Raw genomic sequence first — 23,542 nt, forward strand, 5'->3', positions numbered from 1 at the left:
GGAGAAGGAAGCCGCCTTCACCGCTCGCTAACCAGACTGGTTCAGAATGCCGCGTATGGACCAGGATTTCCTCATTTCCGCAAAGCCCGACCTCCAGAAGGCCCGTGTCAGGTGGCTTGCCTCGCTGGCCGATGAGCGGCGTCTTTCGGCGCTGACCGTCGATGCCTATGAGCGCGACACACGGCAGTTTCTGCAGTTTCTCACAGGGCATTGCGGCGAGGCACCGGGTCTCTCCGACATTGCCGAGCTGCGCCCGGCGGACCTGCGCGCCTTTCTGGCCTTTCGGCGGGGCAAGGGGGCGGGAGCGCGCACGCTCGGGCGCGGGCTTGCCGGGGTTCGCTCGTTTCTGCGGTATCTGGAGCGTCGGGGGCTGGTGAACGCAGCGGCTGCGGCTGCGCTGAAGGCGCCGCGTGCTCCGCGCGCGCTGCCCAAGCCGCTAACGGCCGCCGATGCGCGCAAGGTTGCCTCGGGCGAGGGGCAACTTGCCGAGGAACCGTGGATCGCGGCGCGGAATGCCGCCGTCTTCACGCTGCTTTATGGAGCCGGGCTTCGCATTTCGGAGGCGCTGGGGCTTCTAGGCGGCCAGGTCGGGGAACTGCGCCAAGGCGCGCTCAGGATCACCGGCAAGGGCGGCAAGACACGGCTTGTGCCGGTGCTGCCGGTATCCGCCGAGGCGGTCGCCGAGTATCAGCGCCTTTGCCCTTATCATCTGGAGGCCGACGGGCCGCTTTTTCGCGGCGCGCGTGGCGGTGCGTTGCAGCCTGCGATCATTCAGCGCGAGATGAAGCGTATGCGCTCCGCGCTCAACCTGCCGGAGACAGCAACGCCGCATGCGCTCAGGCATTCCTTCGCCACGCATCTTCTTGGGCGCGGCGGCGATCTGCGCGCGATCCAGGAGCTTCTGGGCCATGCGAGCCTCTCCACGACGCAGGTCTATACGGGTGTGGACACGGCGCGGCTTCTCGAAATCTACGATGCCGCCCATCCGCGGGCCTGAAGCCATTGCTCGCAATTTGTGGTGGCGGTTTAACGGTTTCGCCGGGATTTGCCGCTAGCGTGGCGCCATGAAAACGCATGCAAAAGCCACCACCGCAACCGAGCGGTTTGTTGACCGCCTTTTTCTGTGCGCTGCTGCCTTTCCGCTTTTCCTGCTGCTGGCGCTGGTCCTCGGCCTGCTGATGGCAAAGCCGGCAAAGGCGGATGAGATTGTCTGTTCGGGCACAAACCTCCTGACGGAACTCGCCGCAGAGAACCCGGCCGCGCTTGAAGAGGTGCGACGACAGGCGGCGGAGACGCCGAATGGCAGCGGACTCCTTTGGCGGGTCGAGAAGGAGGGCGTTGCGCCCTCTTATCTTTTCGGCACCATGCATATGAGCGACCCGCGCGTGGTCACTCTTCCCGTGGATGCTCGCCAAGCATTCGACGCGGCGGAACGCGTCGTCATCGAAACAACGGATATTCTCGATCAGTCCAAAATGGCTGCAGCCATGTTTAAACGCCCGGAACTGATGATGTTCACCGGTGAGGAAACGCTTGGCGATCACCTGGCCGGGGCCGAGCGTCAAACGGTGGCGGATGCGCTTGAGCTGCGCGGTATTTCGTTCGCCAGCGTGAAGAAGATGAAGCCATGGATGTTGATCTCGCTGGTGGCATTGCCTGCCTGCGAAATTCAGCGCAAGGAAGCCGGGATGCCGATCCTGGACGTTAAACTCGCCGGGGATGCGCAAAACGCCGGCAAAGAGCTTCTGGGTCTTGAGACGGCGGTTGAGCAACTGGACGCCATGGCCTCTCTGCCCATGGAAATGCATGTGCGTGGCCTGGTAGAGACGTTGGCGCTGGGTGATGGCCTGAACGACGTGATGGAAACCATGGTGTCGCTCTACGCCGAGGGAGAGACCGGCATGTTCTGGCCACTGATCCGTGTTGCAATCCCCGAGCAGGAAGAGGGTTCGGGTGATTACGCTGCCTTCGATCAGGCAATGGTCAAAGCGCGCAATGGAACAATGGCTGAGCGGGTGCGGCCCATACTGGACAGGGGCAATGCCTTTGTCGCAGTTGGAGCATTGCATCTGCCCGGGGAGGAAGGCCTCATCGAACTTCTGCGTGCACAGGGTTATTCAGTTGAAGGCGTGCGGTAGATTTAGGGTTCCGGCTAACTAAACGCGTGTTATCGTGGTGATGGTGCTGGGGAGGGTTTTTGGAGTGACGTCATGCAAGACGAAAACCCAAACGAGAATCCCAAACACCGTTCCGCAAGCTCGGCGGGAACGCGCGGGTTTGTGATTGGCGCCATCGCCGCCGCGCTCGCCATACTCGTCTTCATGGCGATTTCAGGAAGCGGCTTCTTCGGTCCACATGTCACCACGGTGCCGGAGGCTGTCAACGACAGTATTCCCACCGGTGATGGTGAGTAAAAAGCCCCAAAGCTTTCGCTTCGGGGCTTCGTCGTTGTTTAAACCCCTGTCGGATTACATGTGGATCGGCTTGGCAAAAGTGGCGAGTGCGGCTTCCTTGACCGTTTCCGACATGGTGGGGTGTGCGTGGCAGGTGCGGGCCAGGTCTTCCGACGAGCCGCCGAACTCCATCAGAACCGCTGCCTCGTGGATCATCTCGCCGGCGCCGAAACCGACGATGTGAACGCCCAGCACGCGATCCGTCTTCTTGTCGGCGAGCACCTTCACGAAACCATCCGTCTTGAGCATGGAGCGGGCGCGACCGTTGGCCGAGAAGGGGAATTTGCCGGCGTTGTATTCCACGCCGGCCTTTTTAAGCTCTTCTTCGGTCTTGCCGACGGAGGCGACTTCCGGGCTTGTATAGACCACGCCGGGGATCACATCATAGTTCACGTGCCCGGCCTGTCCGGCGAGGATCTCGGCCACGGCGACGCCTTCATCCTCGGCTTTGTGCGCGAGCATCGGACCGGCGATCACGTCGCCAATCGCGTAAATGCCATCGACATTCGTCTTGAAATGCTCGTCGGTCTTTACACGGCCGCGCTCATCCAGCTCCACGCCCACGGCATCAAGGCCAAGGCCCTCTGTGTACGGCTTGCGGCCGGTCGCAACGAGAACCACATCTGCTTCGACGGTTTCGGCGTCTCCGCCCTTTGCCGGCTCAAAAGTGACCTTCGCGCCCTTGCCGGCCTTGGTTACGTCCGTGACCTTCGCGCCGAGCTTGAACTCGAAACCCTGCTTGCCGAGCATACGCTGAAACTGCTTGGCGACCTCACCGTCCATGCCGCCAAGAATGGTGTCGAGATATTCGACCACGGTCACCCTGGCACCGAGGCGGGCCCAGACGGAACCCAGCTCCAGGCCAATCACGCCGCCCCCGACAACCACCATGTGCTCAGGGACCTTGGAAAGCTCCAGAGCGCCGGTGGAGGAGACGATCACCTTTTCGTCGAACTTCACGTCGACGCCAGGAATGCCGGCGACGTCGGAGCCGGTGGCGATGACGATGTTCTTCGTCTCGACAGACTGTTCCTTGCCGTCGTCGCCCTTAACGCTGACCTTGCCTTTGCCGGCGATGCTGCCAAAGCCGCGAAGGACATCGATCTTGTTCTTCTTCATCAGGAAGTCGAGACCCTTGGTGTTCTGCTCGACCGTCTTGACGCGATGCTCCATCATCTTCTTGAGATTGAGCTTGGGTTTGCTCACCTCAACGCCGAGATCGGCAAGGCCATGGCCGGCTTCCGCGAACATCTCCGTGGCGTGCAGCAGCGCCTTGGAGGGGATGCAGCCGACATTGACGCAGGTGCCGCCATGGGTGGAGAGCTTCTCGACAACAGCTGTCTTGAGGCCGAGTTGAGCCGCCTTGATGGCGCAGACATAGCCGCCGGGGCCGGTGCCGATCACGACGAGATCATAGGACATGTTCGTGCCTTTCCTGAATTCCGTTGCGTCGGCTATCGACCGCCGCTGACATTGAGAATGGCGCCCGTGGAGTAGGACGCCTCATCGGAGAGAAGCCAGAGCGCGGCGCGGGCGATTTCCTCTGCCGTGCCAGGCCGTTTCATTGGGATCAGACCCGAAAGCCGCTGCGCCCTGTCCGGCTGGCCGCCGGAGGCGTGGATTTCGGTATCGGTGATGCCGGGCCGCACGGCGTTGACACGGATGCCTTCCTCAGCAACTTCGCGGGCAAGCCCCATTGTGAAGGTATCGACCGCTGCCTTGGAGGCTGCGTAATCCACATATTCGCCTGCCGAACCAAGCACTGCGGCGATGGAAGATATGTTGACGATGGCACCGCCCTTGCCGCCGTGGCGTGTGGATATGCGCTTCACCGCCTCGCGGGCGCACAGCATCGTGCCGATCACATTGATACGCATCATACGCTCGAAGCGAGCGAGGTCCATTTCGTCGACGCGCGCCTTGCGGTCGACAATGCCCGCATTGTTGACAAGAGCATCGAGCCGGCCAAAGCGCCGGTCAACGGCCTCAAACATGGCCAGGATTTCGCTTTCCTCGGCCATGTCAGCCTTGACGGCGAAGGCCTCGCCGCCCGCTTGTTCGATATTCCGGACCACGGTTTCGGCTGCGTCAGGGTTGGCAACATAGTTGACTGCTACACGATATCCCGCGCTTGCCGCCAGTCGACAGATCGCAGCGCCGATGCCGCGGCTCCCGCCTGTCACCAGAAGTGTCTTTGCTGACTGCATCATCGCCATTCCTGATCTCGCCGGATGGACAAGGGCGCGAAAGACATCCGCCTTCCGCGCCCGGCTTTTCTAGAGGTCGAGGACCAGTCGTTCCGGATCCTCGAGCACGTCCTTGATGCGCACGAGGAAAGTCACGGCTTCCTTGCCGTCAACGATCCGGTGATCATAGGAAAGCGCGAGATACATCATCGGGCGGATGACGATCTGGCCGCCGACCACCATGGGCCGCTCCTGGATCTTGTGCATGCCCAGAATGCCCGATTGCGGCGCATTCAGGATCGGGGTCGACATCAGCGAGCCATAGACACCGCCATTGGAGATGGTGAATGTGCCGCCCTGCATGTCAGCCATGGAGAGCTTGCCATCGCGGGCCGCGAGACCCAGACGACCGATTTCCTTCTCCACCTCGGCGATCGACATCTGGTCGGCATCGCGCACCACCGGCACGACGAGACCGCGGTCGGTGCCGACGGCAACGCCGATATGGCAGAAGTTCTTGTAGATGATGTCCGTGCCGTCGATCTCGGCATTCACAGCCGGGATTTCCTTCAGCGCATGGCACACCGCCTTGGTGAAGAAGCCCATGAAGCCGAGCTTCACGCCATGCTTCTTCTCGAAGAGCTCCTTGTACTTCTTGCGCATCTCCATGACCGCCGTCATGTCCACCTCGTTGAAGGTGGTGAGCATGGCGGCAGTGTCCTGCGCATCCTTGAGGCGGCGCGCGATGGTCTGACGCAGGCGTGTCATCTTCACGCGCTCTTCACGGCTCTCGTCCTCGGCCGGAGAAGCGGGGCGGGCTGCCTTGGGCTTTTCAGCCGGTGAACTCGGTGCGCCGCCCTCAAGCGCTGCCAGCACATCGCCCTTCAGCACCTGGCCGTCTTTGCCGGAACCGGCAACGTCCGAAGCCTTCATGCCCTTTTCTGTCATCAGCTTCTGAGCAGAGGGTGCGGGCGGACGTCCGCCATCGTCATCCTTCTTCGCCGCGGGGGCTTCCTTCTCGGCCGGCTTGTCGGCCTTGGGCGCTGCGGCGCCGGCAGAGGCTCCCTGTTCGATGCGCAGGAGAAGCGCCCCGACTTCGACCTCGTCACCCGATGCAACCACCATCTCAGTGATCACGCCATCGACCGGCGACATCACTTCCTGGGCCGCCTTGTCGGTTTCGAGTTCAAGAATGGCTTCATCGGTTTTCACCGCGTCGCCAACCTTCTTGTAGATCTCGCCGACCTGGGCTTCGGTGACGGATTCGCCCGCCGATGGAACATTCACCTCGACGATTTTTCCGCCGCCGGCCATGGTTGCCTCCTGGGTTTCTTTCGTACCGGACGAGCTTTCGCCGGCCTGACTGGTTTCTGGTTTTGCTTTGCCGGCGCCTTCGCCCGCGGCAATCATGCCGAGGAGCGCGCCGACTTCGACGGTTTCGCCTTCCTTGACGGTGATCTCATCGAGAGTGCCGGCAGCGGGCGCGGGCACTTCAATGGAAACCTTGTCGGTTTCCAGCTCAACGAGTGGCTCGTCGGTGGCGATCGTGTCACCCACCGATTTCATCCAGCGGGCAATGGTTGCCTCGGTAACGGACTCGCCCAGTGTGGGAACCCGAATCTCGGTCGCCATGTCGTTTTTCTCCGTCGCTTGCTATTCGCCGAGCGCGTCTTCGAGGAAAGCCTCGAGCTGCGCCAGATGCTTCGACATAAGGCCGGTCGCGGGCGATGCAGCGGCCGGACGACCGGTGTAGCGCACGCGCGTGTTCTTGGCCTCGATGTGTTGCAGAACCCACTCCAGATACGGATCGATGAAGGACCAGGCACCCATGTTCTTGGGCTCTTCCTGGCACCACACCATTTCCGCATTCTTGAAGCGCGAAAGCTCGTTGATCAAAGCCTTGGCCGGGAACGGGTAGAGCTGCTCGACACGGAGAAGATAGATATCGTCGATGCCGCGCTTCTCGCGCTCTTCGTAAAGGTCGTAATAGACCTTGCCGGAGCACATGACGACGCGGCGGATCTTCGAATCCTTCACCAGCTTGATCTTCTCGCCGTCCAGATGCTCGGCATCGTCCCACAAGAGACGGTGGAATGCGCTTTCGCCGGAAAGCTCAGCCAATGTGGACACGCAGCGCTTGTGGCGCAGCAGCGATTTCGGTGTCATCAGGATGAGCGGCTTGCGGAAATCGCGCTTCAGCTGACGACGCAGGATGTGGAAATAGTTCGCAGGCGTTGAACAATAGGCGACCTGCATGTTGTCTTCCGCGCACATCTGAAGCCAGCGTTCGAGGCGGGCGGAGGAGTGCTCCGGACCCTGACCCTCATAACCGTGCGGCAGCAGGCACACGAGGCCTGACATGCGGAGCCACTTGCGTTCGCCAGACGAGATGAACTGGTCGAAGACCACTTGCGCGCCGTTGGCGAAGTCGCCGAACTGCGCTTCCCACAGCGTCAGCGCACGGGGTTCGGCAAGCGAGAAGCCGTATTCGAAGCCGAGGACAGCTTCTTCCGAAAGCATCGAGTTGATGACCTCGTAATAGGCCTGCTGCGGTCCCAGATTGTTGAGCGGGATGTAGCGATTTTCGTCGCGCTGGTCGTAGAGCACGGAGTGGCGCTGCGAGAAGGTGCCGCGCTCGGAGTCCTGACCGGACAGGCGCACCGGATTGCCCTCGAGCAGGATCGAGCCGAAGGCAAGGGCCTCAGCCGTCGCCCAGTCGATACCGGCGCCCTCGTCGATCATTGCCTTGCGGTTTTTCAGGAAGCGCTGGATCGTGCGGTGGGCTTCGAAATCCTCCGGGATTTCGGTCAGCTTCTTGCCGATTTCCTTGAGCGTCTTGACCGGGACGGCGGTCTTGCCGCGGCGCTGTTCATCCGCATGATCGGCCTTCTTCAGGCCCGACCAGACGCCATCCAGCCAGTCGGCCTTGTTGGGCTTGTAAGCCTGACCGGCCTCGAACTCCGCTTCAAGATGGGCGCGCCAGTCGGCCCGCATCTTCTCGATGTCGGCTTCGGTCACAAGACCTTCCTCGATCATCTTCTTCGCATAGATCTCGCTCGTCGTCGTGTGCTTGCGGATCTTGCGATACATGATCGGCTGGGTGAATGCCGGCTCGTCGCCCTCGTTGTGGCCGTAGCGACGGTAGCAGAACATGTCGATGACAACCGGCTTGTGGAAGGTCATGCGGAATTCGGTTGCAACCTTTGCCGCATAGACCACCGCTTCCGGGTCGTCGCCATTCACGTGGAAGATCGGTGCCTCAATCATCTTCGCCACATCGGAAGGATAGGGCGAGGAGCGCGAGAAGCGCGGATTGGTGGTGAAGCCGATCTGGTTGTTGATGATGAAATGCACGGTGCCGGCAACGCGGTGGCCGCGCAGGCCCGAGAGGCCGAAGCACTCGGCCACAACGCCCTGACCGGCAAAGGCGGCATCACCGTGCAGCAGCAACGGCATGACCCGCGCACGCTCTTCCGGCGGCACCACTTCCTCGCGCTTGCGGCCGAACACCTGGTCCTGCTTGGCGCGGGCCTTGCCCATCACCACCGGGTTCACGATTTCCAGATGCGAGGGGTTTGCCGTGAGCGAGAGGTGCACATTGTTGCCATCGAAGGCGCGGTCGGAGGAGGCGCCGAGATGATATTTCACGTCACCGGAGCCTTCCACATCGTCAGGCGCGAAGGAGCCGCCCTTAAACTCGTGGAAGATGGCGCGGTGAGGCTTTTCCATGACCTGCGCGAGGACGTTCAGGCGGCCACGGTGGGCCATGCCGAGAACGATTTCCTTGAGGCCCATCTGGCCGCCGCGCTTGATGATCTGTTCGAGAGCGGGGATCAGCGCTTCACCGCCGTCGAGGCCGAAGCGCTTGGTGCCCTTGTATTTCACATCGATGAACTGCTCAAAGCCTTCCGCTTCGATCAGCTTCTGCAGGATTGCCTTTTTGCCGTTGGCAGTGAACTCGACACCCTTGTCGGGACCTTCGATGCGCTCCTGGATCCACGCCTTTTCAGCCGGGTTGGAGATGTGCATGAATTCGACGCCCAGCGTCGAGCAATAGGTCCGCTTCAGAATGTCGAGCATCTGGCGGATCGTGGCCGTCTCGAGGCCGAGCACATGATCGATGAAGATCGGGCGGTCGTAGTCGGCTTCCGTGAAGCCGTAGGCCTCTGGCGACAGCTCGTTGTAATCTTCCAGCGGCTTGGCAATGCCCAGCGGGTCGAGGTCGGCATGCAAATGACCGCGCATGCGATAGGCGCGGATCATCATGATGGCACGGACGGAATCACGGGTCGCCTGGAGGGTTTCTTCGGGCGAGAGCTGCGCGCCGGTCTTGGCTGCCTTTTCCTTGATCTTGCCGTCGAAATGCTTTTCGACTGCGCCCCAGTCGCCATCAAGCGCTGAGACAAGCTCGCCATTTGCGGCCTGAGGCCAATTCTTCTTTTTCCAGGACGCGCCGGCGGCGTTCTTCTTCACATCGGCGGCATCATCTTTGAGCGCGCCGAAGAAATCGCGCCAGTCTTCACTGACGGAAGACGGATCGTCCTGATAGCTGGCGTAGAGTTCCTCGATATAGGCGGCATTGCCGCCATAGAGAAACGAGGTGAGCGACATTTGGTCGTTGGCCTGATCTTGCCGTGCCATTTTGATTTCCGGAACCCGCGTTCCGGCTCCTTGGTCGCCGGCACATTAGCCGGACAGTCACATTGTTCCCGGCTGCCACTTATGTGGCAAGCCGGGTTTATGGTTCTTCTTCAACCCTTGATCGCTTCAACGAGCGTCTGGCCAAGGCGCGCCGGGGAGGGCGAAACCTTGATGCCGGCTGCTTCCATTGCCGCGATCTTGTCTTCTGCGCCGCCCTTGCCGCCGGAGATCACGGCGCCTGCATGGCCCATGGTGCGTCCGGGAGGAGCGGTACGGCCCGCGATGAAGCCGGCCATCGGCTTCTTGCGGCCTTTCTTGGCCTCATCGCGGAGGAACTGGGCTGCTTCTTCTTCCGCCGAACCGCCGATCTCACCGATCATGATGATCGACTGGGTTTCGTCGTCGGCCAGGAACATCTCCAAAACGTCGATGAACTCGGTGCCTTTCACCGGGTCGCCGCCGATGCCGACTGCCGTCGTCTGGCCAAGGCCGGCATTGGTCGTCTGGAACACGGCCTCATAGGTGAGTGTGCCGGAGCGCGACACGACGCCCACGGAACCCTTCTGGAAGATGTTGCCGGGCATGATGCCGATCTTGCATTCGTTCGGCGTCAGAACACCGGGGCAGTTCGGGCCGATCAGGCGCGACTTGGACTTGTCGAGCTTCGCCTTCACCGCAACCATGTCCATCACAGGAATACCTTCCGTGATGCAGACGATGAGCGGGATCTCGGCCTCGATGGCCTCGATGATGGCCGCGCCCGCGCCTGCCGGCGGGACATAGATCACGGATGCGTTGGCGCCGGTCTTTTCCTTGCCTTCGGCGACGGATGCGAAGATCGGGAGCTCTTCACCGCCCTGGCCGGTCCAGGTGGAGCCGCCCTTCTTGGGGTGAATGCCGCCGACCATCTGCGTGCCATGATAGGCAAGCGCCTGTTCGGTGTGGAAGGTTCCGGTCTTGCCGGTCAGGCCCTGAACGAGAACCTTGGTGTCTTTGTTTACGAGAATGGACATCTTGGCTCAGCTTCCCTTAACGGCTGCAACGATCTTCTTGGCGGCGTCGTCGAGATCATCGGCGGCGATCACGTTGAGGCCGCTTTCGTTGATGATCTTCTTGCCAAGATCGACATTTGTGCCTTCGAGGCGAACCACCAGCGGAACCTTCAGGCCCACTTCCTTGACGGCAGCGACAACGCCTTCAGCGATGACGTCGCAGCGCATGATGCCGCCGAAGATGTTGACCAGAATGCCCTTCACGGCCGGGTCCGCGGTGATGATCTTGAAGGCTGCCGTCACCTTCTCCTTGGATGCGCCGCCGCCGACATCGAGGAAGTTGGCAGGCTCGGCTCCGTAGAGCTTGATGATGTCCATCGTGGCCATTGCGAGACCGGCACCATTGACCATGCAGCCGATGTTGCCGTCGAGCGCGACATAGGCGAGGTCGTATTTGGAAGCCTCGATTTCCTTCTCGTCTTCCTCGGTCGTGTCGCGCAGGGCAACCACGTCCTCGTGACGGAACAGCGCGTTGCCGTCGAAGGAGACCTTGGCATCGAGAACGCGCAGGCGGCCATTTTCCATGACGATCAGCGGGTTCACTTCCAGAAGGCTCATGTCCTTCTCGGTGAAGGCCTTGTAGAGGATCGGGAACAGCGTCTCGCCGTCCTTCGCTGCGTCGCCCTCGAGCTTCAGCGCCTCGTTGAGCTTCTTCACGTCGTCAGCCGTAACGCCCGTTTCCGGGTCGATGGCGAGCGTGAGGATCTTCTCCGGCGTCTCTTCGGCGACAGCCTCAATGTCCATGCCGCCTTCCGTCGAGACGACGAAAGCCGGACGGCCGACCGTGCGGTCGATGAGGATCGAGAGGTAGAGCTCGCGGTCGATGTCCGCACCGTCTTCGATATAGAGGCGGTTCACCTGCTTGCCGGCCGGGCCGGTCTGCTTGGTGACGAGCGTGTTGCCGAGCATCTCGTTGGTGTGCGCGACAACTTCCTCGACGCTCTTCGCAAGCCGCACGCCGCCCTTGGCGTCGGGCCCGAGTTCGGTGAACTTGCCCTTGCCGCGTCCACCCGCGTGGATCTGGCTCTTTACCACATAGAGCGGTCCGGGAAGCTTCTTCGCAGCGGCTTCGGCTTCGCCCTTCTCAAACACCGGCACGCCATCGGCCACCGGTGCGCCATAGCTCTTCAGAAGCTGCTTGGCTTGATACTCATGAATGTTCATTGGAGGCCTACTCCTACTTCTTCAGGTTGGGCGCGATGTTGGCGCAGGCCTCGCAAAGACCGGCAACGGCCTCCACGGACTGTTCGAACATCTTCTGCTCAGACTTGTTGAGATCGATTTCGATGATGCGCTCGACACCGCCGGCGCCGATGACTGTGGGAACGCCCACATACATGTCCTTGACGCCATACTGGCCGGCAAGATGTGCCGCGCAGGGCAGGACGCGCTTCTTGTCCTTCAGGTAGCTCTCGGCCATGGCGATCGCCGAGGAAGCCGGGGCGTAATAGGCCGAGCCGGTCTTCAGAAGGCCGACGATCTCTGCGCCGCCGTCACGGGTGCGCTGCACGATCTCGTCGATCTTCTCCTTGGAGGTCCAGCCCATCTTCACCAGGTCCGGGATCGGAATGCCGGCAACGGTGGAGTAGCGCGTCAGCGGAACCATGGAATCGCCGTGGCCGCCGAGAACGAAAGCCGTCACGTCTTCGACGGAGACCTTGAACTCTTCCGACAGGAAGTAACGGAAACGAGCCGAGTCCAGCACGCCGGCCATGCCGACCACATGGCTCTTCGGCAGGCCGGAGAACTTCTGCAGCGCCCAGACCATGGCGTCGAGCGGGTTGGTGATGCAGATCACGAAAGCGTTGGGGGCGTATTTCTTGATGCCAGCGCCGACCTGCTCCATCACTTTCAGATTGATGCCCAGAAGGTCATCGCGGCTCATGCCGGGCTTGCGGGCAACACCGGCGGTGACGATGCAGACATCCGCGCCCTCGATGGCAGCGTAGTCGTTGGCGCCAACCATTTTGGCGTCGAAGCCCTCGACCGGCGAGGATTCGGCGATGTCCAGTCCCTTGCCCTGGGGGATGCCCTCGGCAATGTCGAACAGGACGACGTCGCCCAGTTCCTTCAAGCCCGCCAGGTGTGCGAGCGTTCCACCGATCATGCCGGAGCCGATGAGAGCGATCTTGTCGCGTGCCATGTGGTTAGAATTCCCCCTTGTGTCGAAAGGATAGGTGGTGAGATGGATGTGTGAAGAAGAATGCGCGCGTCGCGTTTTGCCTGTGTCGTGTCACACTAATGCATTTCGGGCCAGCGGTTCGTCGCGCTCCTTTTTCCATAAAGGCGCGGCAAATCCATGGCGTGGCCCGCTTCATAAGCCTCATTGGAATAAGCATACTGGCAGAGAAATTCAACCGATTCTTATCTGCTCAGGAATTTCAATCGTTTAGACATTTGTGGACTTACGTAAACGTAAGAATTTTGCCTGAAAAATGTGCATTATTATCGATCGCGCCCCGGCTTGCAGGGGATTCTGCGGGCGAGGAGGCTGAAGATCAGCCCGTTTGCGCTGCCTGCTCTCCAACAGAAGTGGATTTCTCAGCCATTCGCGGACCGGTTTGCTCCAGCCAGTCCTGGCTCTGCATCTCTATGAGTCGGGAAACAGTGCGATCAAACTCGAAAGCTTCTGTGCCGTTTGAAGCCGTGTAGAGCGCATCGGGTTGAGCAGCGGCAGAGATGAACACCCTTGCGCCGGCATCGTACAGTGTGTCGATGAGAAGAATGAACCGTTTCGCTTCGTTGCGCCGTCGTATATCCATGGTCGGGACGTGATCGATGAAGATCGTGTCGAAAGCGCCGGCTATGGCCAGATAATCGCGAGCGCCGAGCGGTTTCTCGCAGAGATCCGCAAATGAAAAGCGTGCAGCTGAGCCGGAGGCCTGTGGCACGGGCACGGTCCTGCCCTTCACCTTCAGTTCCGAAGGCTCGACTGGCTGTCCGTCGGTCACCGTCGCCCAGGCCTCGTCCATCTGCTTTGTGGCAGCTGGATCGTCCGGAGAGATATAGACAGGAATGCGGTTGAGCTTCTGCATCCGGTAATCGGTGTCGATATCCAGCTCCAGAATGCGGGTGTTTTCCTTGAGAATGCCGATGAACGGTAGAAAAAGACCGCGATTGAGTCCATCGCGATAGAGGTCGTCCGGTGCGACGTTGGATGTGGCCACCAGAACGACACCCTTGTCGAACAAGGCAGAGAAAAGGCGGGAGAGAATCATCGCATCGGCAATGTCGGTTACAGTGAACTCATCGAAACACAGAACCCATGCGTCTTTCGCCAGCGCCGCCGCCACGGGCGGGATCGGATCCGTTTCCTGGGTCTCGCCGGCTTTCAGTGCCGCACGGTGTTGTCCAATGCGATCATGAACGTCTGCCATGAAATCGTTGAAATGGGCGCGGCGCTTGTGCTCTACGGGCACCAACTCATGAAACATGTCCATGAGCATGGTTTTGCCTCGGCCCACGCCGCCATACACGTAGAGCCCTCGCACCGGCTCGCGGGATGTTTTCCGCCGGGCGAAAAGCCAGCCGAGCGCGCTCGATTTTCGAGCCAGGCGCTTGTCGCTGATCTCGCCGATCAGCCTGTCTAACGCCGCCGCGATTTTCTCCTGTGCCGGATCGCGCGCGATCTTGCCCGTCTCGACCATGTGGTCGTAGCGCTGCGTGACGGAAGGATGGGTTACAAGTCCGTCACGCAGTGTCATGTCAGGCTTTCACGCTTGGCAGTCTGGCCGAGGGATAATGGAGGGCGTCGCTCAGCGCGACAGTGAGATGGGCTGGCCGGAGGTGGTCTGGCCATCGAAACGGCCCGCTCCGGATGAGTAGAGACGTGCGAGCACGCTGCCATTCGCATCGTAAAATGCGAGTTGCTTGCCCTCGACATTCCATGATTTCACGCCGTCGATCGGAGCGGGGCAACGCAGCGGCCCCGCCCGATAGCCAGAACCGAATTTGGTCTGCGGTGTGGCGACCCGGCACGATTGGCCTGCCACATTCACACTCCATACGCCGGCAACACTGCCGGTGGAAACGTCCGGTGCATTGGCTGCCGCATTCGGGTCGAGCGCTGCCACCTGGGTTTCCTGCTGAGGTGCCTCAGGGAACTGCGAAGGATTGGTGGTCGGGCTTGAGGGAGGCGGAAGCTGGTTAGACGTTACCGTGCCAGACGGCGCGGAGGGCAATGGTTCTGGAGCCCTGGTGCTCATCGGCGAGAAGCGGTCGCTCTGACAGCCGGCCAGACCGACGGCCAAAAGCGATACGGCCAGAATTGCGAACTTATTATGTGGCATGCCGTCTCTCCGTTGCAGCGTCCAATGCACTGAAATACAAATGAGTTCCGTTTGAAACGCCAGATCGTGGCGAACTTTTGCAATTATAACAGCCCAGCCAGGGTTAAGAACCTGTTTCCGCCACGTGGCCGGGTGACTGTTTCTTATTGGCAACACCTTCTCAGGGGTATTGGCGCATCTGCGGGAACCGGGGACCGTTTTTGACGTTGAAGCTTCTCAACCGGCGCTAGCGCCAATAGGAGGGCAAACAATGCTTAAATGGATTCTCATTTTGTTGATCGTCGCGGCTGTGGCAGGCCTGCTTGGTATGAACAGTCTGGCGGGGGCGGCGATGACCGGCGCCAAACTGTTGATCGCGGTGGTTCTCGTTCTCTTCCTTCTCGCGGTCCTCGGTATTGTGGCGATAGCCTGACATCGCGCCGGATCTGATGCACGATTGATGGGGCCGTTCGTCTGGTAATTTTGCCTCTCATCAGCCATATAGGCGCCTGAGACAAAGGTTTTGGAGCCACCATGGCGCTCGAGGCAGCATTTGCAAAGATGAACGGCCTCGGCAACGCGATCATCGTTGCCGATATGCGTGGCCGCGCGGACCGGGTGACGCCCGAGGCTGCGCGCGCGCTCAATGCCGATCCGGCTACGCGCTTCGACCAGATCATGGCGATCCATGACCCGCGCCTTGCCGGCACCCATAACTATATCGAAATCATCAATTCCGATGGCAGCCAGGCGCAGGCCTGCGGCAATGGCACGCGATGTGTCGTGCAGGCGCTGGCCGCTGAAACCGGCGAGAAGGTTTTCACCTTCCAGACCATCGCCGGCATTCTGAACGCCGAGGAGCATGAGGACGGGCTGATCTCTGTCGATATGGGTAAGCCACGGTTCGGCTGGCAGGACATTCCGCTCGCCGAGGAGTTTCGCGATACGCGCATGATCGAGTTGCAGGCGGGGCCCATCGATGCGCCGGTGCTGCATTCGCCTTCCGTTGCCTCCATGGGCAACCCCCATGCGATCTTCTGGGTCGAGAGAGACGTCAATGTCTACGATCTGGAGCGGTTTGGGCCGCTGCTTGAAAACCATCCGATCTTCCCGGAACGTGCCAACATCTCCATCGCGCAGGTGACAGCCGAAAATGCGATGAACCTGCGCACATGGGAACGCGGGGCCGGGCTTACGCTCGCCTGCGGTTCTGCGGCCTGCGCGGCTGCGGTGTCTGCCGCGCGAACCGGGCGCACGGGCCGTCACGTGACGGTCACCGTTCCGGGCGGGCCGCTCGATATCCTTTGGCGCGAAGATGATCATGTCATCATGACCGGTCCCGCCGAATGGGAATTCTCCGGCCGCTTCGACCCCGCCACCGGGGCCTGGGAGCGCGAGACCGAGGGAGCAGCCTGAATGACGGTGGATGTTCTGACATTCGGGTGCCGGCTGAACGCCTATGAGTCCGAGGTCATCAAGCGCGAGGCGAAGGCTGCCGGGCTTGAGGAGCTGGCGGGCGGTGCTGTCGTCGTCAACACCTGCGCCGTCACCGGCGAAGCGGTGCGGCAGGCGCGTCAGGCGATCCGCAAGGCGCGACGTGAAAATCCCGATGCCCGCATCATCGTCACCGGCTGCGCGGCTCAGACGGAGCCGGGCACCTTCGACGCCATGGACGAGGTCGATCTCGTGCTCGGCAACGAGGAAAAGCTCAAGGCCCACAATTACCGCGCCCTGCCGGATTTCGGCGTGAACCAGTTCGAGAAGGTTCGCGTCAACGACATCATGGAAGTGCGCGAGACAGCCTCGCACATGGTCGAATCCATCGAGGGCCGTGCCCGCGCCTTCGTTCAGGTGCAGAATGGCTGCGATCATCGCTGCACCTTCTGCATCATTCCCTATGGCCGGGGCAATTCCCGCTCGGTGCCCATGGGCGCTGTGGTGGATCAGGTGCGCCAGCTCGTCGGCAATGGCTATGGCGAAGTGGTGCTCACGGGCGTGGATCTCACCAGTTTCGGGGCGGATTTGCCGGGTAGCCCGCGCCTCGGGCGGCTTGTCTCCACGCTTTTGCGTGAAGTGCCGGAGCTTGAGCGCCTGCGTCTTTCCTCCATCGATTCCATCGAGGCGGATGACGAGCTGCTGCGCGCGCTGGCGGAAGAGGAACGGCTGATGCCCCATCTCCACCTTTCGCTGCAGCATGGCGACGACATGATCCTGAAGCGCATGAAGCGCCGCCATTTGCGCGCCGATGCCATTGAATTTTGCGAGCGTGTGCGTGCGCTCCGGCCCGACGCTGTGTTCGGCGCAGACATCATCGTCGGTTTCCCGACAGAGACCGACGCCATGTTCGAGAATTCGCTGAAGATCGTCGAGGAATGCGGGCTCACGCATCTCCATGTATTCCCCTTCAGCCCGCGCGAGGGCACGCCGGCAGCGCGCATGCCGCAGCTCGACCGCGCGCTGGTGAAGGAGCGCGCAGCGCGTCTGCGCGCCGTAGGTGATGTCGCCTATGCTCGGCATCTCGCATCGCTTGACGGCACCCGTCAGCGCATTTTGATCGAGCGGCCGGGGCTTGGCCGCACAGAGGGTTTCACGCTGGCCGCGCTTGAGGGCGGTCAGCCGGGGCAGATTATCGAGGCGCGGGTCACCGGCCACGACGGGGAGCGGCTCACTGCGGTCGCCGTCACACAGGAAGCGGCATAGCAGGCATGGCGTTTGGATTTATCAAAAAGGTCTTTTCCTTCGGCAAAAAGGAAGTTGAGGAAACGAAGCCCGACGAGGCTGAAACGGAAGAGGCTGTTGCTTCCGAAGAGTCCGATGCGGCCTTGACGGGTGAGAAGCCCGCCCCTGAGATCATGCCAGAGCCAGAGCCAGAGCCAGAGCCAGAGCCAGAGCCAGAGCCGAAGGCCGAAATTTCAGACGCGACGCCCGCGCCCCCTTCTCCCCGCGAGCGGGGAGAAGGTGAGGATGAGGGGCAGCGCGACGCTGACGACATCAAGCCTGCCGTCGAGGCCGCGCCGACACCCTCGACCGACGACGCAAGCCCCTCATCCGGTCCTTCGGACCACCTTCTCCCCGCTGGCGGGGAGAAGGAAGCGGAGCCCGTCATCGAGGTTGCGGAAAAGGCCGAGGCCGACGAAGCCCCGGAACCGAAGGCCGCAGAACCAGACGCGGCGCCCGTGCCCCCTTCTCCCCGTGAACGGGGAGAAGGTGAGGATGAGGGGCGACGCGAGGTTGACGACATCACGTCCGTCGCCGAATCCGCGCCAGCCGCTGCCGCAGGCAAGATCGCCGTCTCCAAAGCCGTCGAGCGCGTTGAAGAGAAGGCGCCCGAGCCGGAAGCGCCGCAGCCGCGCAGGCCATGGTTCCAGCGCCTCCGCGAGGGGCTGTCGCGTTCATCGCGCGAATTGCGCGAGTCCATCGCCGGGGTCTTCACCAAGCGCAAGCTGGACGAAGACACGCTCCAGGATCTGGAAGACGTTCTGCTGCGCGCCGATCTCGGCCTTGAGACGGCCATGCGCGTGACCGATGCGCTGGCGTCGGGCCGTTACGGCAAGGATGTTTCCGGTGAAGAAGTGCAGGCCGTCATGGCCGAGGAAATCGAGAAGGTGCTGGCGCCGGTCGCCATGCCACTCGAGCTCGACCTGTCGCACAAGCCGCATGTCATCCTCGTGGTCGGCGTCAACGGCACCGGCAAGACGACCACCATCGGCAAGCTGGCCGCAAAGCTCACCGAGGGCGGGCTTTCGGTGACGCTGGGGGCCGGTGACACGTTCCGCGCCGCCGCCATCGAACAGCTCAAGATCTGGGGCGAGCGCACCGGGTCTCCGGTTGTTTCTTCCAAGCTGGGCGCGGATGCGGCGGGGCTGGCTTTCGATGCTTATGAAAAGGCCAAGGAAGCGGGCTCCGATGTGCTGATCATCGATACCGCCGGGCGCTTGCAGAACAAGGCCGAGCTGATGGCCGAGCTTGAAAAGATTGTGCGTGTGCTCGGCAAGCACGATCCCGACGCGCCGCACACCGTCCTCCAGACGGTGGATGCGACCACCGGGCAGAACGCCCTTAATCAGGTCGAAATCTTCCGCAATGTTGCCGGCGTCAACGGCCTGGTCATGACCAAGCTCGACGGCACGGCGCGCGGCGGCATCCTTGTTTCCATCGCTGCCAAGCACAAGCTGCCGGTCTATTTCATCGGCGTCGGCGAGCAGGTCGACGATCTCGAACCCTTCTCGGCGAGTGATTTCGCCAAGGCGATTGCAGGAGTTCAGTAAGCGTGAGCGAAAAACCCGTCTTCGAACGCGATCCCGCCGATCCCAAGCGCAAGGAGATCAACCCGCTCTTAAAGCTGGCGCTGGAGCTGGGGCCGCTCATGGTGTTCTTCTTCGCCAATTCGCGTGGTGAGTGGCTGGTGGAGCGTTTCCCGGCGCTGGGCAGTCTCGGTGGGCCGCTTTTTGTGGCGACCGCGCTCTTCATGGCCGCCACGGCCATTGCGCTCACAGCCTCCTGGATTCTCACCCGCACTCTTCCCATCATGCCGCTCGTTTCGGGCGTGGTGGTGTTCGTGTTCGGCGCGCTGACGCTCTACCTGCACAGCGAAATCTTCATCAAGATGAAGCCGACCATCGTCAACACGCTGTTCGGCGTGGTGCTTCTGGGCGGTCTCGCCTTCGGCAAGTCGCTGCTCGGCTATGTGTTCGATTCCGCCTTCAAGCTGGATGCGGAAGGCTGGCGCAAGCTCACCCTGCGCTGGGGCCTGTTCTTCATTTTCCTGGCGGTGGTCAACGAGGTGGTGTGGCGGATGTTCTCCACCGACGCCTGGGTCGCCTTCAAGGTGTGGGGCATCATGCCGATCACCATCCTCTTCACGATGAGCCAGATGCCGCTGATCATGAAGCACTCGCTGGAAGAGCCCACGAAGTAGCTACTCAGCCGCATCCCGCCTTGCAGCGGCGATGGCGTCGTCCAGCCGGCTGTAGAACCGGAGTGCGGGTGGCCGCATCCCGTGGGTGCGCAGCAATTTGCGCACCGGCTGGCTTGCCCCCGCGAGATAGACATTGGTTCCCTTCTGGCGCGCCTTGCGCACGAAACCTTCGATTGTCGCAGCCGCTGTGGAATCGAGAAAGCTCACCGAGCCGATGTCGATGACATAGGCTTTCGGCTGGCCGCCAATCCGGTCGAGTGCGGCCCCCACCGCAGCCGCTGCACCGAAGAAGAACGCGCCGGCAATGCGATAGACAACCACATCGTCGTCGGTTGCAATCTCGGATTTGTATGGACGTTCGCCATTGTCAGGCTGATCTCCCAGGGAGGCAACGCCATGCTCCACGCGCACCGCTTCCGACATGCGGTGCAGAAAGAGCAGCGCGCCGAGGCCGAAGCCCACCAGAATGCCCTCCGTCAAGTCGCGGAACACCACTAGCAGGAACGTCACCAGAAGCACCACAGCGTCGCCCCACGAGGAGCGCAGCAGTGCTGCGAACTGATGCTTCTCCGCCATGTTCCATGCAACCACCGCCAGAATTGCGGCAAGGGCTGCAAGCGGGATGAAGCGTGCCAGCGGCGCCGCCACCAGCATGAACGCCAGAAGAAACAGCGAATGCAGCATGCCCGAAACAGGCCCGCGTGCGCCGGCCCGCACATTGGCTGCCGTGCGCGCGATGGTGCCCGTCACGCAGAAACCGCCAAACAGCGCCGAACCGATATTGGCCGCGCCCTGCGCCACCAGTTCGCTGTTGGAGCGGTGCCGGCGTCCGGTCATGGAATCGGCCACCACCGCCGAAAGCAGGCTCTCAATGCCGCCCAGAAGCGCAAACGAGAACGCGGCGGGCAGAACCGCCATGATCTTTTCGGTGCTCAGGTCCGGCAGGTGCGGGGCAGGCAGCATCTGCGGAATGCCGCCAAACCGCGAGCCGATGGTTTCCACCGGCAGACCCAGCGCCCATGCGACCAGCGTGGCCGCCACCACGGCGATCAGAAAGCCCGGCCAGTGCGGCCGCCAGCGGCGCAGCCCGACGATCACCGCCACCGAGCCAAGCGCCAGCAGAAGGGCTGCGGCGTTCACCGTCGGCGCGGCTTCCGCCAGCGCCTGCAATTTGGGGATGAAAGGCCCGGGCTCCGCGCCCGTCAGCGTCAGGCCGAAGAAATCCTTGAGCTGGCTCGTCAGGATGATGACGGCGATGCCGGAGGTGAAGCCCACCGTGACCGGGTAAGGCACATATTTGATGAAGGTGCCGAGCCTCAAGAGACCAATGGCAAGCAGGATGAAACCGGAGAGGAAGGTGGCGAGGATCAGCCCGTCCATGCCGTGCGCCTGCACCGTGGCGAAAACGAGCACGATGAACGCGCCCGCCGGGCCGCCGATCTGAAACCGGCTGCCGCCAAGCGCTGAAACCAGAAAGCCGCCGACAATGGCGGTATAGAGGCCGCGCTCCGGCCCCACGCCCGAAGCGATGGCGATGGCCATGGACAAGGGCAGCGCGATGATCGCGACCGTCAGGCCGGCAACGATGTCGGCCTTGAGCGCGGCAGGGCCATAGCCCTCGCGCAGCACGGTCAGCAGTTTGGGTGTGAACAGAGCAGTGAAGCCGGGGCGCGTGGCGCTCGCCTGCATGGGAAAGCCTCATACCATCGGCAGCGGAAGGCCGTCGGCGGATTTGCAGGCGGTCGCCGTTGCGTTCTCATCGTTCCCGCAGTTCCGGTCGCAAAGCCGGTTTCCACTTTTGCTGGAACTGCGTTGTCTCAGACGGTTTTCGCCTTTGCCGGGGTTGGCTCTCTGAAGCGTACACCGCGTCCGGTGCCGTGGCTGGGTGCATGGTCGCCGATCAGCTCGATGCCGGCTGCCCCCAGCGCCTCGACCACTTTGGAAAGCGTGTCGACCACACCGCGCACATTGCCTTCGCTTGCCTCCATCCTCTGGATGGTCGGCAGGGAAACGCCCGAAAGCTCGGCCAGTTGCTTCTGGTCGATGCCCAAAAGGGCTCGGGCGGCGCGCATCTGTGCTGCGGTTATCATTGGCGCTCCGTCTTCGAGAGTATATACAGTCTTTTAGTATTGATGTCTAGAACATCAATATTGATGGTTTCAAACGGATCAGACGCCGAAAAGTCCGATCACCCCGCCCATGATAAGGGCGACACCTAGCCAGTGGCCGGCGTCGATCAGGGTCAGGTCCCAGCCAAAGCCTTCATAGCGCTGGTTGACAGCCACGGTCGTGGCCATGAAGCCGAGCCAGATGAAGGCACCGGAGACAACGCCGTTCCAGAAGGTCACTTGGCCTGCGCCCAGATGGCCGATCACGCCGGCCAGAACCCATGCCATGATCAGTTCGGCCACGAATGAGGTGATGAAGAGCGACGGTTCCATCCTGGCGTCTTCGGGCTTGATGCGAGCGGCCTTCATCCATGGCTTGCCGAGCGCGCCGTAATAAATGGCGCCGAACATGAACGCTGCGACGGCGGCAACGAGGATGGCGAGATAGTTGAGACCGGCGAAATCCATGGGGTTCTCCTCACATGTCCAGCAGGGCGGATTGAATCCGCACTCCACAAAGCGGTCAAGCGAATTGCCAGACGGTAGTACGCTTCACCTCTGCGTCTTCGAGCGCACGGGTCACCGGCACGATATAACTCGCCAGTTCGGCAAGGTGTTCGCGCGGCAGGTAGCTCCGGCCGGGGTCGCCGACAATGACCGTCGCGCCTGCTTCTGACAGGCGCTCGAACCATGGCACCAGCGTGTCGGTCATCGCCCGGTCATAGAACACGTCGCCGGCAAGCACCACCTCCCATTTGCCTGTTGCGCCGGTGAGGTCTTCCTGCGTGGTCTCGAACTGCACATCGTTCGCGACCATGTTCAGCGCACAGGCCGGTCCGCTGAACGGGTCGATGTCCGCTGCCAGAACATGTTTCGCGCCAGCCTTCATGGCGGCGATGGCGACAAGCCCGGATCCGGTCGCAAAGTCGAGAACGGTTTTCCCCCGCACGGTTTCGGGGTGATCGAGAATGTAGCGCGAAAGCCCCTGACCACCCGCCCATGCGAAGGCCCAGAAAGGGGGCGGCAGGCCGATCTCTGCAAGCTCCTCCTCCGTGCGTTGCCACAGATCATGCGCCTCATCGGCCAGATGGAGCGCGATTTCCGGCACATGCGGCGGGCGCATCAGCGCCGTGTTGGCGCGGATGAACGCCGCCGCATTGTCCGGGGTGATGCGCCGCACGGGGGAAAGGCTCAGGGTGCCTTGTCGAGGCCGCCCATGCGGCAGATCTCGGCCCATTCGTCAGGCCGCACCGGCTGCACGGAAAGCCTCGAATTGTTGACCAGAATCATCTCCGAAAGCGCCGGATTGGCCTTGATCTCGGCCAGCGTGACCGGGCGAGGGATGTCCTTGACCGCGCGAATGTCCACGCATTCCCAGCGCGGGTCATCCGTCGTGGTGTCGGGATGCGCCAGCGCGCACACTTCCACGATACCGACCACGGAAGTTTCCTTGACCGAGTGGTAGAAGAAGCCGAGGTCGCCGAGCTTCATCTCGCGCATGTTGTTGCGCGCCTGATAGTTTCGCACGCCGTCCCACTGCTCGCCCTCGTCACCCTTTTTCTTCTGCATCTCCCACGACCAGGTGGAAGGCTCGGACTTGAACAGCCAATAGGCCATCACGCATTCTCCGGATTGTTGAAGACCCAGTTCCAGGCCCGTATTTCAACGGATTCGAAAAGGCCCGCAAGAGCATAGGGGTCTGCGGCGGCGATCAGTTCCGCTGCCGCCTGGTCTTCGGCCTCCACTGCAACAAGGCTGCCGCAGGGCTTGCCTTCATCGTCAAGGAATGGCCCTGCGAATTTCAGCGCGCCGTTTTCGTTGAGCCCGTTCAAATAGTCCACATGGTCGGGCCGTGTGCTCATACGCGTTTCCAGATGGCCAGGCTTGTCCCGGCAGATGATAGCAAAGATCATGTT

23 protein-coding genes are annotated in these 23,542 nt (G+C 61.8%); 8 read left to right on the top strand and 15 right to left on the bottom strand.

Going from position 1 to position 23,542, the window contains the following annotated elements:
- Positions 1–55: 55 nt before the first annotated feature.
- From H7H48_RS14935 to H7H48_RS14945, 3 genes are all read left to right on the top strand, one after another.
- The gene (locus H7H48_RS14935; protein WP_229449835.1) at positions 56–997 is read left to right on the top strand and encodes a tyrosine recombinase XerC; all 942 of its coding nucleotides are present in this window, start codon (positions 56–58) and stop codon (positions 995–997) included.
- Between the two features lie 67 nt (positions 998–1,064).
- Positions 1,065–2,138, top strand: a complete 1,074-nt coding sequence (locus tag H7H48_RS14940) for a TraB/GumN family protein (protein WP_229449836.1) — start codon at positions 1,065–1,067, stop codon at positions 2,136–2,138.
- Positions 2,139–2,210: 72 nt separating this feature from the next.
- Entirely contained in the window at positions 2,211–2,414 is a 204-nt protein-coding gene (locus tag H7H48_RS14945; protein ID WP_229449837.1) for a hypothetical protein, read from the top strand.
- A gap of 54 nt (positions 2,415–2,468) precedes the next feature.
- Here H7H48_RS14945 and lpdA read toward each other — a convergent pair whose 3' ends face one another.
- The 9 genes from lpdA to H7H48_RS14990 all read right to left on the bottom strand — a co-directional run bounded on the left by lpdA (position 2,469) and on the right by H7H48_RS14990 (position 14,621).
- Positions 2,469–3,875 (bottom strand): dihydrolipoyl dehydrogenase, encoded by a 1,407-nt coding sequence (lpdA, locus tag H7H48_RS14950; protein WP_229449838.1) that lies wholly within the window; start codon positions 3,873–3,875, stop codon positions 2,469–2,471.
- Positions 3,876–3,907: 32 nt separating this feature from the next.
- Complete coding sequence (locus tag H7H48_RS14955) at positions 3,908–4,663, bottom strand: SDR family oxidoreductase (RefSeq protein WP_229449839.1); 756 nt, start codon at positions 4,661–4,663, stop codon at positions 3,908–3,910.
- A 66-nt stretch (positions 4,664–4,729) separates the two neighbouring features.
- Complete coding sequence (gene odhB / locus H7H48_RS14960) at positions 4,730–6,271, bottom strand: 2-oxoglutarate dehydrogenase complex dihydrolipoyllysine-residue succinyltransferase (RefSeq protein WP_229449840.1); 1,542 nt, start codon at positions 6,269–6,271, stop codon at positions 4,730–4,732.
- 21 nt (positions 6,272–6,292) lie between these two features.
- Complete coding sequence (locus H7H48_RS14965) at positions 6,293–9,280, bottom strand: 2-oxoglutarate dehydrogenase E1 component (protein WP_229449841.1); 2,988 nt, start codon at positions 9,278–9,280, stop codon at positions 6,293–6,295.
- 110 nt (positions 9,281–9,390) lie between these two features.
- Positions 9,391–10,293, bottom strand: coding sequence for a succinate--CoA ligase subunit alpha (sucD, locus tag H7H48_RS14970; protein ID WP_229449842.1), 903 nt, complete (start codon positions 10,291–10,293; stop codon positions 9,391–9,393).
- A gap of 6 nt (positions 10,294–10,299) precedes the next feature.
- Positions 10,300–11,496, bottom strand: a complete 1,197-nt coding sequence (gene sucC / locus H7H48_RS14975) for an ADP-forming succinate--CoA ligase subunit beta (RefSeq protein WP_229449843.1) — start codon at positions 11,494–11,496, stop codon at positions 10,300–10,302.
- A 13-nt stretch (positions 11,497–11,509) separates the two neighbouring features.
- Positions 11,510–12,475, bottom strand: coding sequence for a malate dehydrogenase (gene mdh, locus H7H48_RS14980; protein ID WP_229449844.1), 966 nt, complete (start codon positions 12,473–12,475; stop codon positions 11,510–11,512).
- Positions 12,476–12,830: 355 nt separating this feature from the next.
- The gene (gene zapE, locus H7H48_RS14985) at positions 12,831–14,036 is read right to left on the bottom strand and encodes a cell division protein ZapE (protein ID WP_229449845.1); all 1,206 of its coding nucleotides are present in this window, start codon (positions 14,034–14,036) and stop codon (positions 12,831–12,833) included.
- Between the two features lie 51 nt (positions 14,037–14,087).
- Positions 14,088–14,621, bottom strand: coding sequence for a protease inhibitor Inh/omp19 family protein (locus tag H7H48_RS14990; RefSeq protein ID WP_229449846.1), 534 nt, complete (start codon positions 14,619–14,621; stop codon positions 14,088–14,090).
- Between the two features lie 250 nt (positions 14,622–14,871).
- Between H7H48_RS14990 and H7H48_RS14995 the strand changes: the two genes are divergently transcribed.
- The 5 genes from H7H48_RS14995 (at position 14,872) to H7H48_RS15015 (ending at position 19,518) form a co-directional block, all read left to right on the top strand.
- A complete protein-coding gene (locus H7H48_RS14995) occupies positions 14,872–15,033 on the top strand; it encodes a DUF1328 family protein (protein ID WP_229449847.1) in 162 nt (53 codons plus the stop codon).
- Positions 15,034–15,134: 101 nt separating this feature from the next.
- Positions 15,135–16,016: a diaminopimelate epimerase gene (gene dapF, locus H7H48_RS15000; RefSeq protein WP_229449848.1), complete on the top strand. Its 882-nt coding sequence runs from the start codon at positions 15,135–15,137 to the stop codon at positions 16,014–16,016.
- Positions 16,017–17,300: a tRNA (N(6)-L-threonylcarbamoyladenosine(37)-C(2))-methylthiotransferase MtaB gene (gene mtaB / locus H7H48_RS15005; protein WP_229449849.1), complete on the top strand. Its 1,284-nt coding sequence runs from the start codon at positions 16,017–16,019 to the stop codon at positions 17,298–17,300.
- A gap of 5 nt (positions 17,301–17,305) precedes the next feature.
- Entirely contained in the window at positions 17,306–18,868 is a 1,563-nt protein-coding gene (gene ftsY / locus H7H48_RS15010; RefSeq protein ID WP_229449850.1) for a signal recognition particle-docking protein FtsY, read from the top strand.
- Between the two features lie 2 nt (positions 18,869–18,870).
- Positions 18,871–19,518, top strand: coding sequence for a septation protein A (locus H7H48_RS15015; RefSeq protein ID WP_229449851.1), 648 nt, complete (start codon positions 18,871–18,873; stop codon positions 19,516–19,518).
- Here H7H48_RS15015 and H7H48_RS15020 read toward each other — a convergent pair whose 3' ends face one another.
- The 6 genes from H7H48_RS15020 to H7H48_RS15045 form a co-directional block, all read right to left on the bottom strand.
- Positions 19,519–21,207, bottom strand: a complete 1,689-nt coding sequence (locus H7H48_RS15020; RefSeq protein ID WP_229449852.1) for a SulP family inorganic anion transporter — start codon at positions 21,205–21,207, stop codon at positions 19,519–19,521.
- Between the two features lie 128 nt (positions 21,208–21,335).
- Entirely contained in the window at positions 21,336–21,608 is a 273-nt protein-coding gene (locus tag H7H48_RS15025) for a helix-turn-helix domain-containing protein (protein WP_025031833.1), read from the bottom strand.
- 78 nt (positions 21,609–21,686) lie between these two features.
- Positions 21,687–22,094, bottom strand: coding sequence for a DUF1761 domain-containing protein (locus H7H48_RS15030; protein ID WP_229449853.1), 408 nt, complete (start codon positions 22,092–22,094; stop codon positions 21,687–21,689).
- A gap of 55 nt (positions 22,095–22,149) precedes the next feature.
- Positions 22,150–22,749: a methyltransferase gene (locus H7H48_RS15035; protein ID WP_229450094.1), complete on the bottom strand. Its 600-nt coding sequence runs from the start codon at positions 22,747–22,749 to the stop codon at positions 22,150–22,152.
- A gap of 68 nt (positions 22,750–22,817) precedes the next feature.
- Positions 22,818–23,243 (bottom strand): EVE domain-containing protein, encoded by a 426-nt coding sequence (locus H7H48_RS15040; RefSeq protein WP_229449854.1) that lies wholly within the window; start codon positions 23,241–23,243, stop codon positions 22,818–22,820.
- A complete protein-coding gene (locus H7H48_RS15045; RefSeq protein ID WP_223005401.1) occupies positions 23,243–23,539 on the bottom strand; it encodes a YciI-like protein in 297 nt (98 codons plus the stop codon). The genes H7H48_RS15040 and H7H48_RS15045 overlap by 1 nt, the downstream gene beginning before the upstream one ends.
- Positions 23,540–23,542 lie beyond the last annotated feature (3 nt).

This window comes from Nitratireductor sp. B36 (genome assembly GCF_020833685.1).
In the GTDB taxonomy this organism is placed as follows: Bacteria; Pseudomonadota; Alphaproteobacteria; order Rhizobiales; family Rhizobiaceae; genus Nitratireductor.

Excerpts from the sequence above, each read along its gene's own strand:
- H7H48_RS14935 (WP_229449835.1), top strand. The coding sequence starts at position 56 with ATGGACCAGGATTTCCTCATTTCCGCAAAGCCCGACCTCCAGAAGGCC.
- H7H48_RS14940 (WP_229449836.1), top strand. The coding sequence starts at position 1,065 with ATGAAAACGCATGCAAAAGCCACCACCGCAACCGAGCGGTTTGTTGAC.
- H7H48_RS14945 (WP_229449837.1), top strand. The coding sequence starts at position 2,211 with ATGCAAGACGAAAACCCAAACGAGAATCCCAAACACCGTTCCGCAAGC.
- lpdA (WP_229449838.1), bottom strand. The coding sequence starts at position 3,875 with ATGTCCTATGATCTCGTCGTGATCGGCACCGGCCCCGGCGGCTATGTC.
- H7H48_RS14955 (WP_229449839.1), bottom strand. The coding sequence starts at position 4,663 with ATGATGCAGTCAGCAAAGACACTTCTGGTGACAGGCGGGAGCCGCGGC.
- odhB (WP_229449840.1), bottom strand. The coding sequence starts at position 6,271 with ATGGCGACCGAGATTCGGGTTCCCACACTGGGCGAGTCCGTTACCGAG.
- H7H48_RS14965 (WP_229449841.1), bottom strand. The coding sequence starts at position 9,280 with ATGGCACGGCAAGATCAGGCCAACGACCAAATGTCGCTCACCTCGTTT.
- sucD (WP_229449842.1), bottom strand. The coding sequence starts at position 10,293 with ATGTCCATTCTCGTAAACAAAGACACCAAGGTTCTCGTTCAGGGCCTG.
- sucC (WP_229449843.1), bottom strand. The coding sequence starts at position 11,496 with ATGAACATTCATGAGTATCAAGCCAAGCAGCTTCTGAAGAGCTATGGC.
- mdh (WP_229449844.1), bottom strand. The coding sequence starts at position 12,475 with ATGGCACGCGACAAGATCGCTCTCATCGGCTCCGGCATGATCGGTGGA.
- zapE (WP_229449845.1), bottom strand. The coding sequence starts at position 14,036 with ATGACACTGCGTGACGGACTTGTAACCCATCCTTCCGTCACGCAGCGC.
- H7H48_RS14990 (WP_229449846.1), bottom strand. The coding sequence starts at position 14,621 with ATGCCACATAATAAGTTCGCAATTCTGGCCGTATCGCTTTTGGCCGTC.
- H7H48_RS14995 (WP_229449847.1), top strand. The coding sequence starts at position 14,872 with ATGCTTAAATGGATTCTCATTTTGTTGATCGTCGCGGCTGTGGCAGGC.
- dapF (WP_229449848.1), top strand. The coding sequence starts at position 15,135 with ATGGCGCTCGAGGCAGCATTTGCAAAGATGAACGGCCTCGGCAACGCG.
- mtaB (WP_229449849.1), top strand. The coding sequence starts at position 16,017 with ATGACGGTGGATGTTCTGACATTCGGGTGCCGGCTGAACGCCTATGAG.
- ftsY (WP_229449850.1), top strand. The coding sequence starts at position 17,306 with ATGGCGTTTGGATTTATCAAAAAGGTCTTTTCCTTCGGCAAAAAGGAA.
- H7H48_RS15020 (WP_229449852.1), bottom strand. The coding sequence starts at position 21,207 with ATGCAGGCGAGCGCCACGCGCCCCGGCTTCACTGCTCTGTTCACACCC.
- H7H48_RS15025 (WP_025031833.1), bottom strand. The coding sequence starts at position 21,608 with ATGATAACCGCAGCACAGATGCGCGCCGCCCGAGCCCTTTTGGGCATC.
- H7H48_RS15030 (WP_229449853.1), bottom strand. The coding sequence starts at position 22,094 with ATGGATTTCGCCGGTCTCAACTATCTCGCCATCCTCGTTGCCGCCGTC.
- H7H48_RS15035 (WP_229450094.1), bottom strand. The coding sequence starts at position 22,749 with ATGCGCCCGCCGCATGTGCCGGAAATCGCGCTCCATCTGGCCGATGAG.
- H7H48_RS15040 (WP_229449854.1), bottom strand. The coding sequence starts at position 23,243 with ATGGCCTATTGGCTGTTCAAGTCCGAGCCTTCCACCTGGTCGTGGGAG.
- H7H48_RS15045 (WP_223005401.1), bottom strand. The coding sequence starts at position 23,539 with ATGATCTTTGCTATCATCTGCCGGGACAAGCCTGGCCATCTGGAAACG.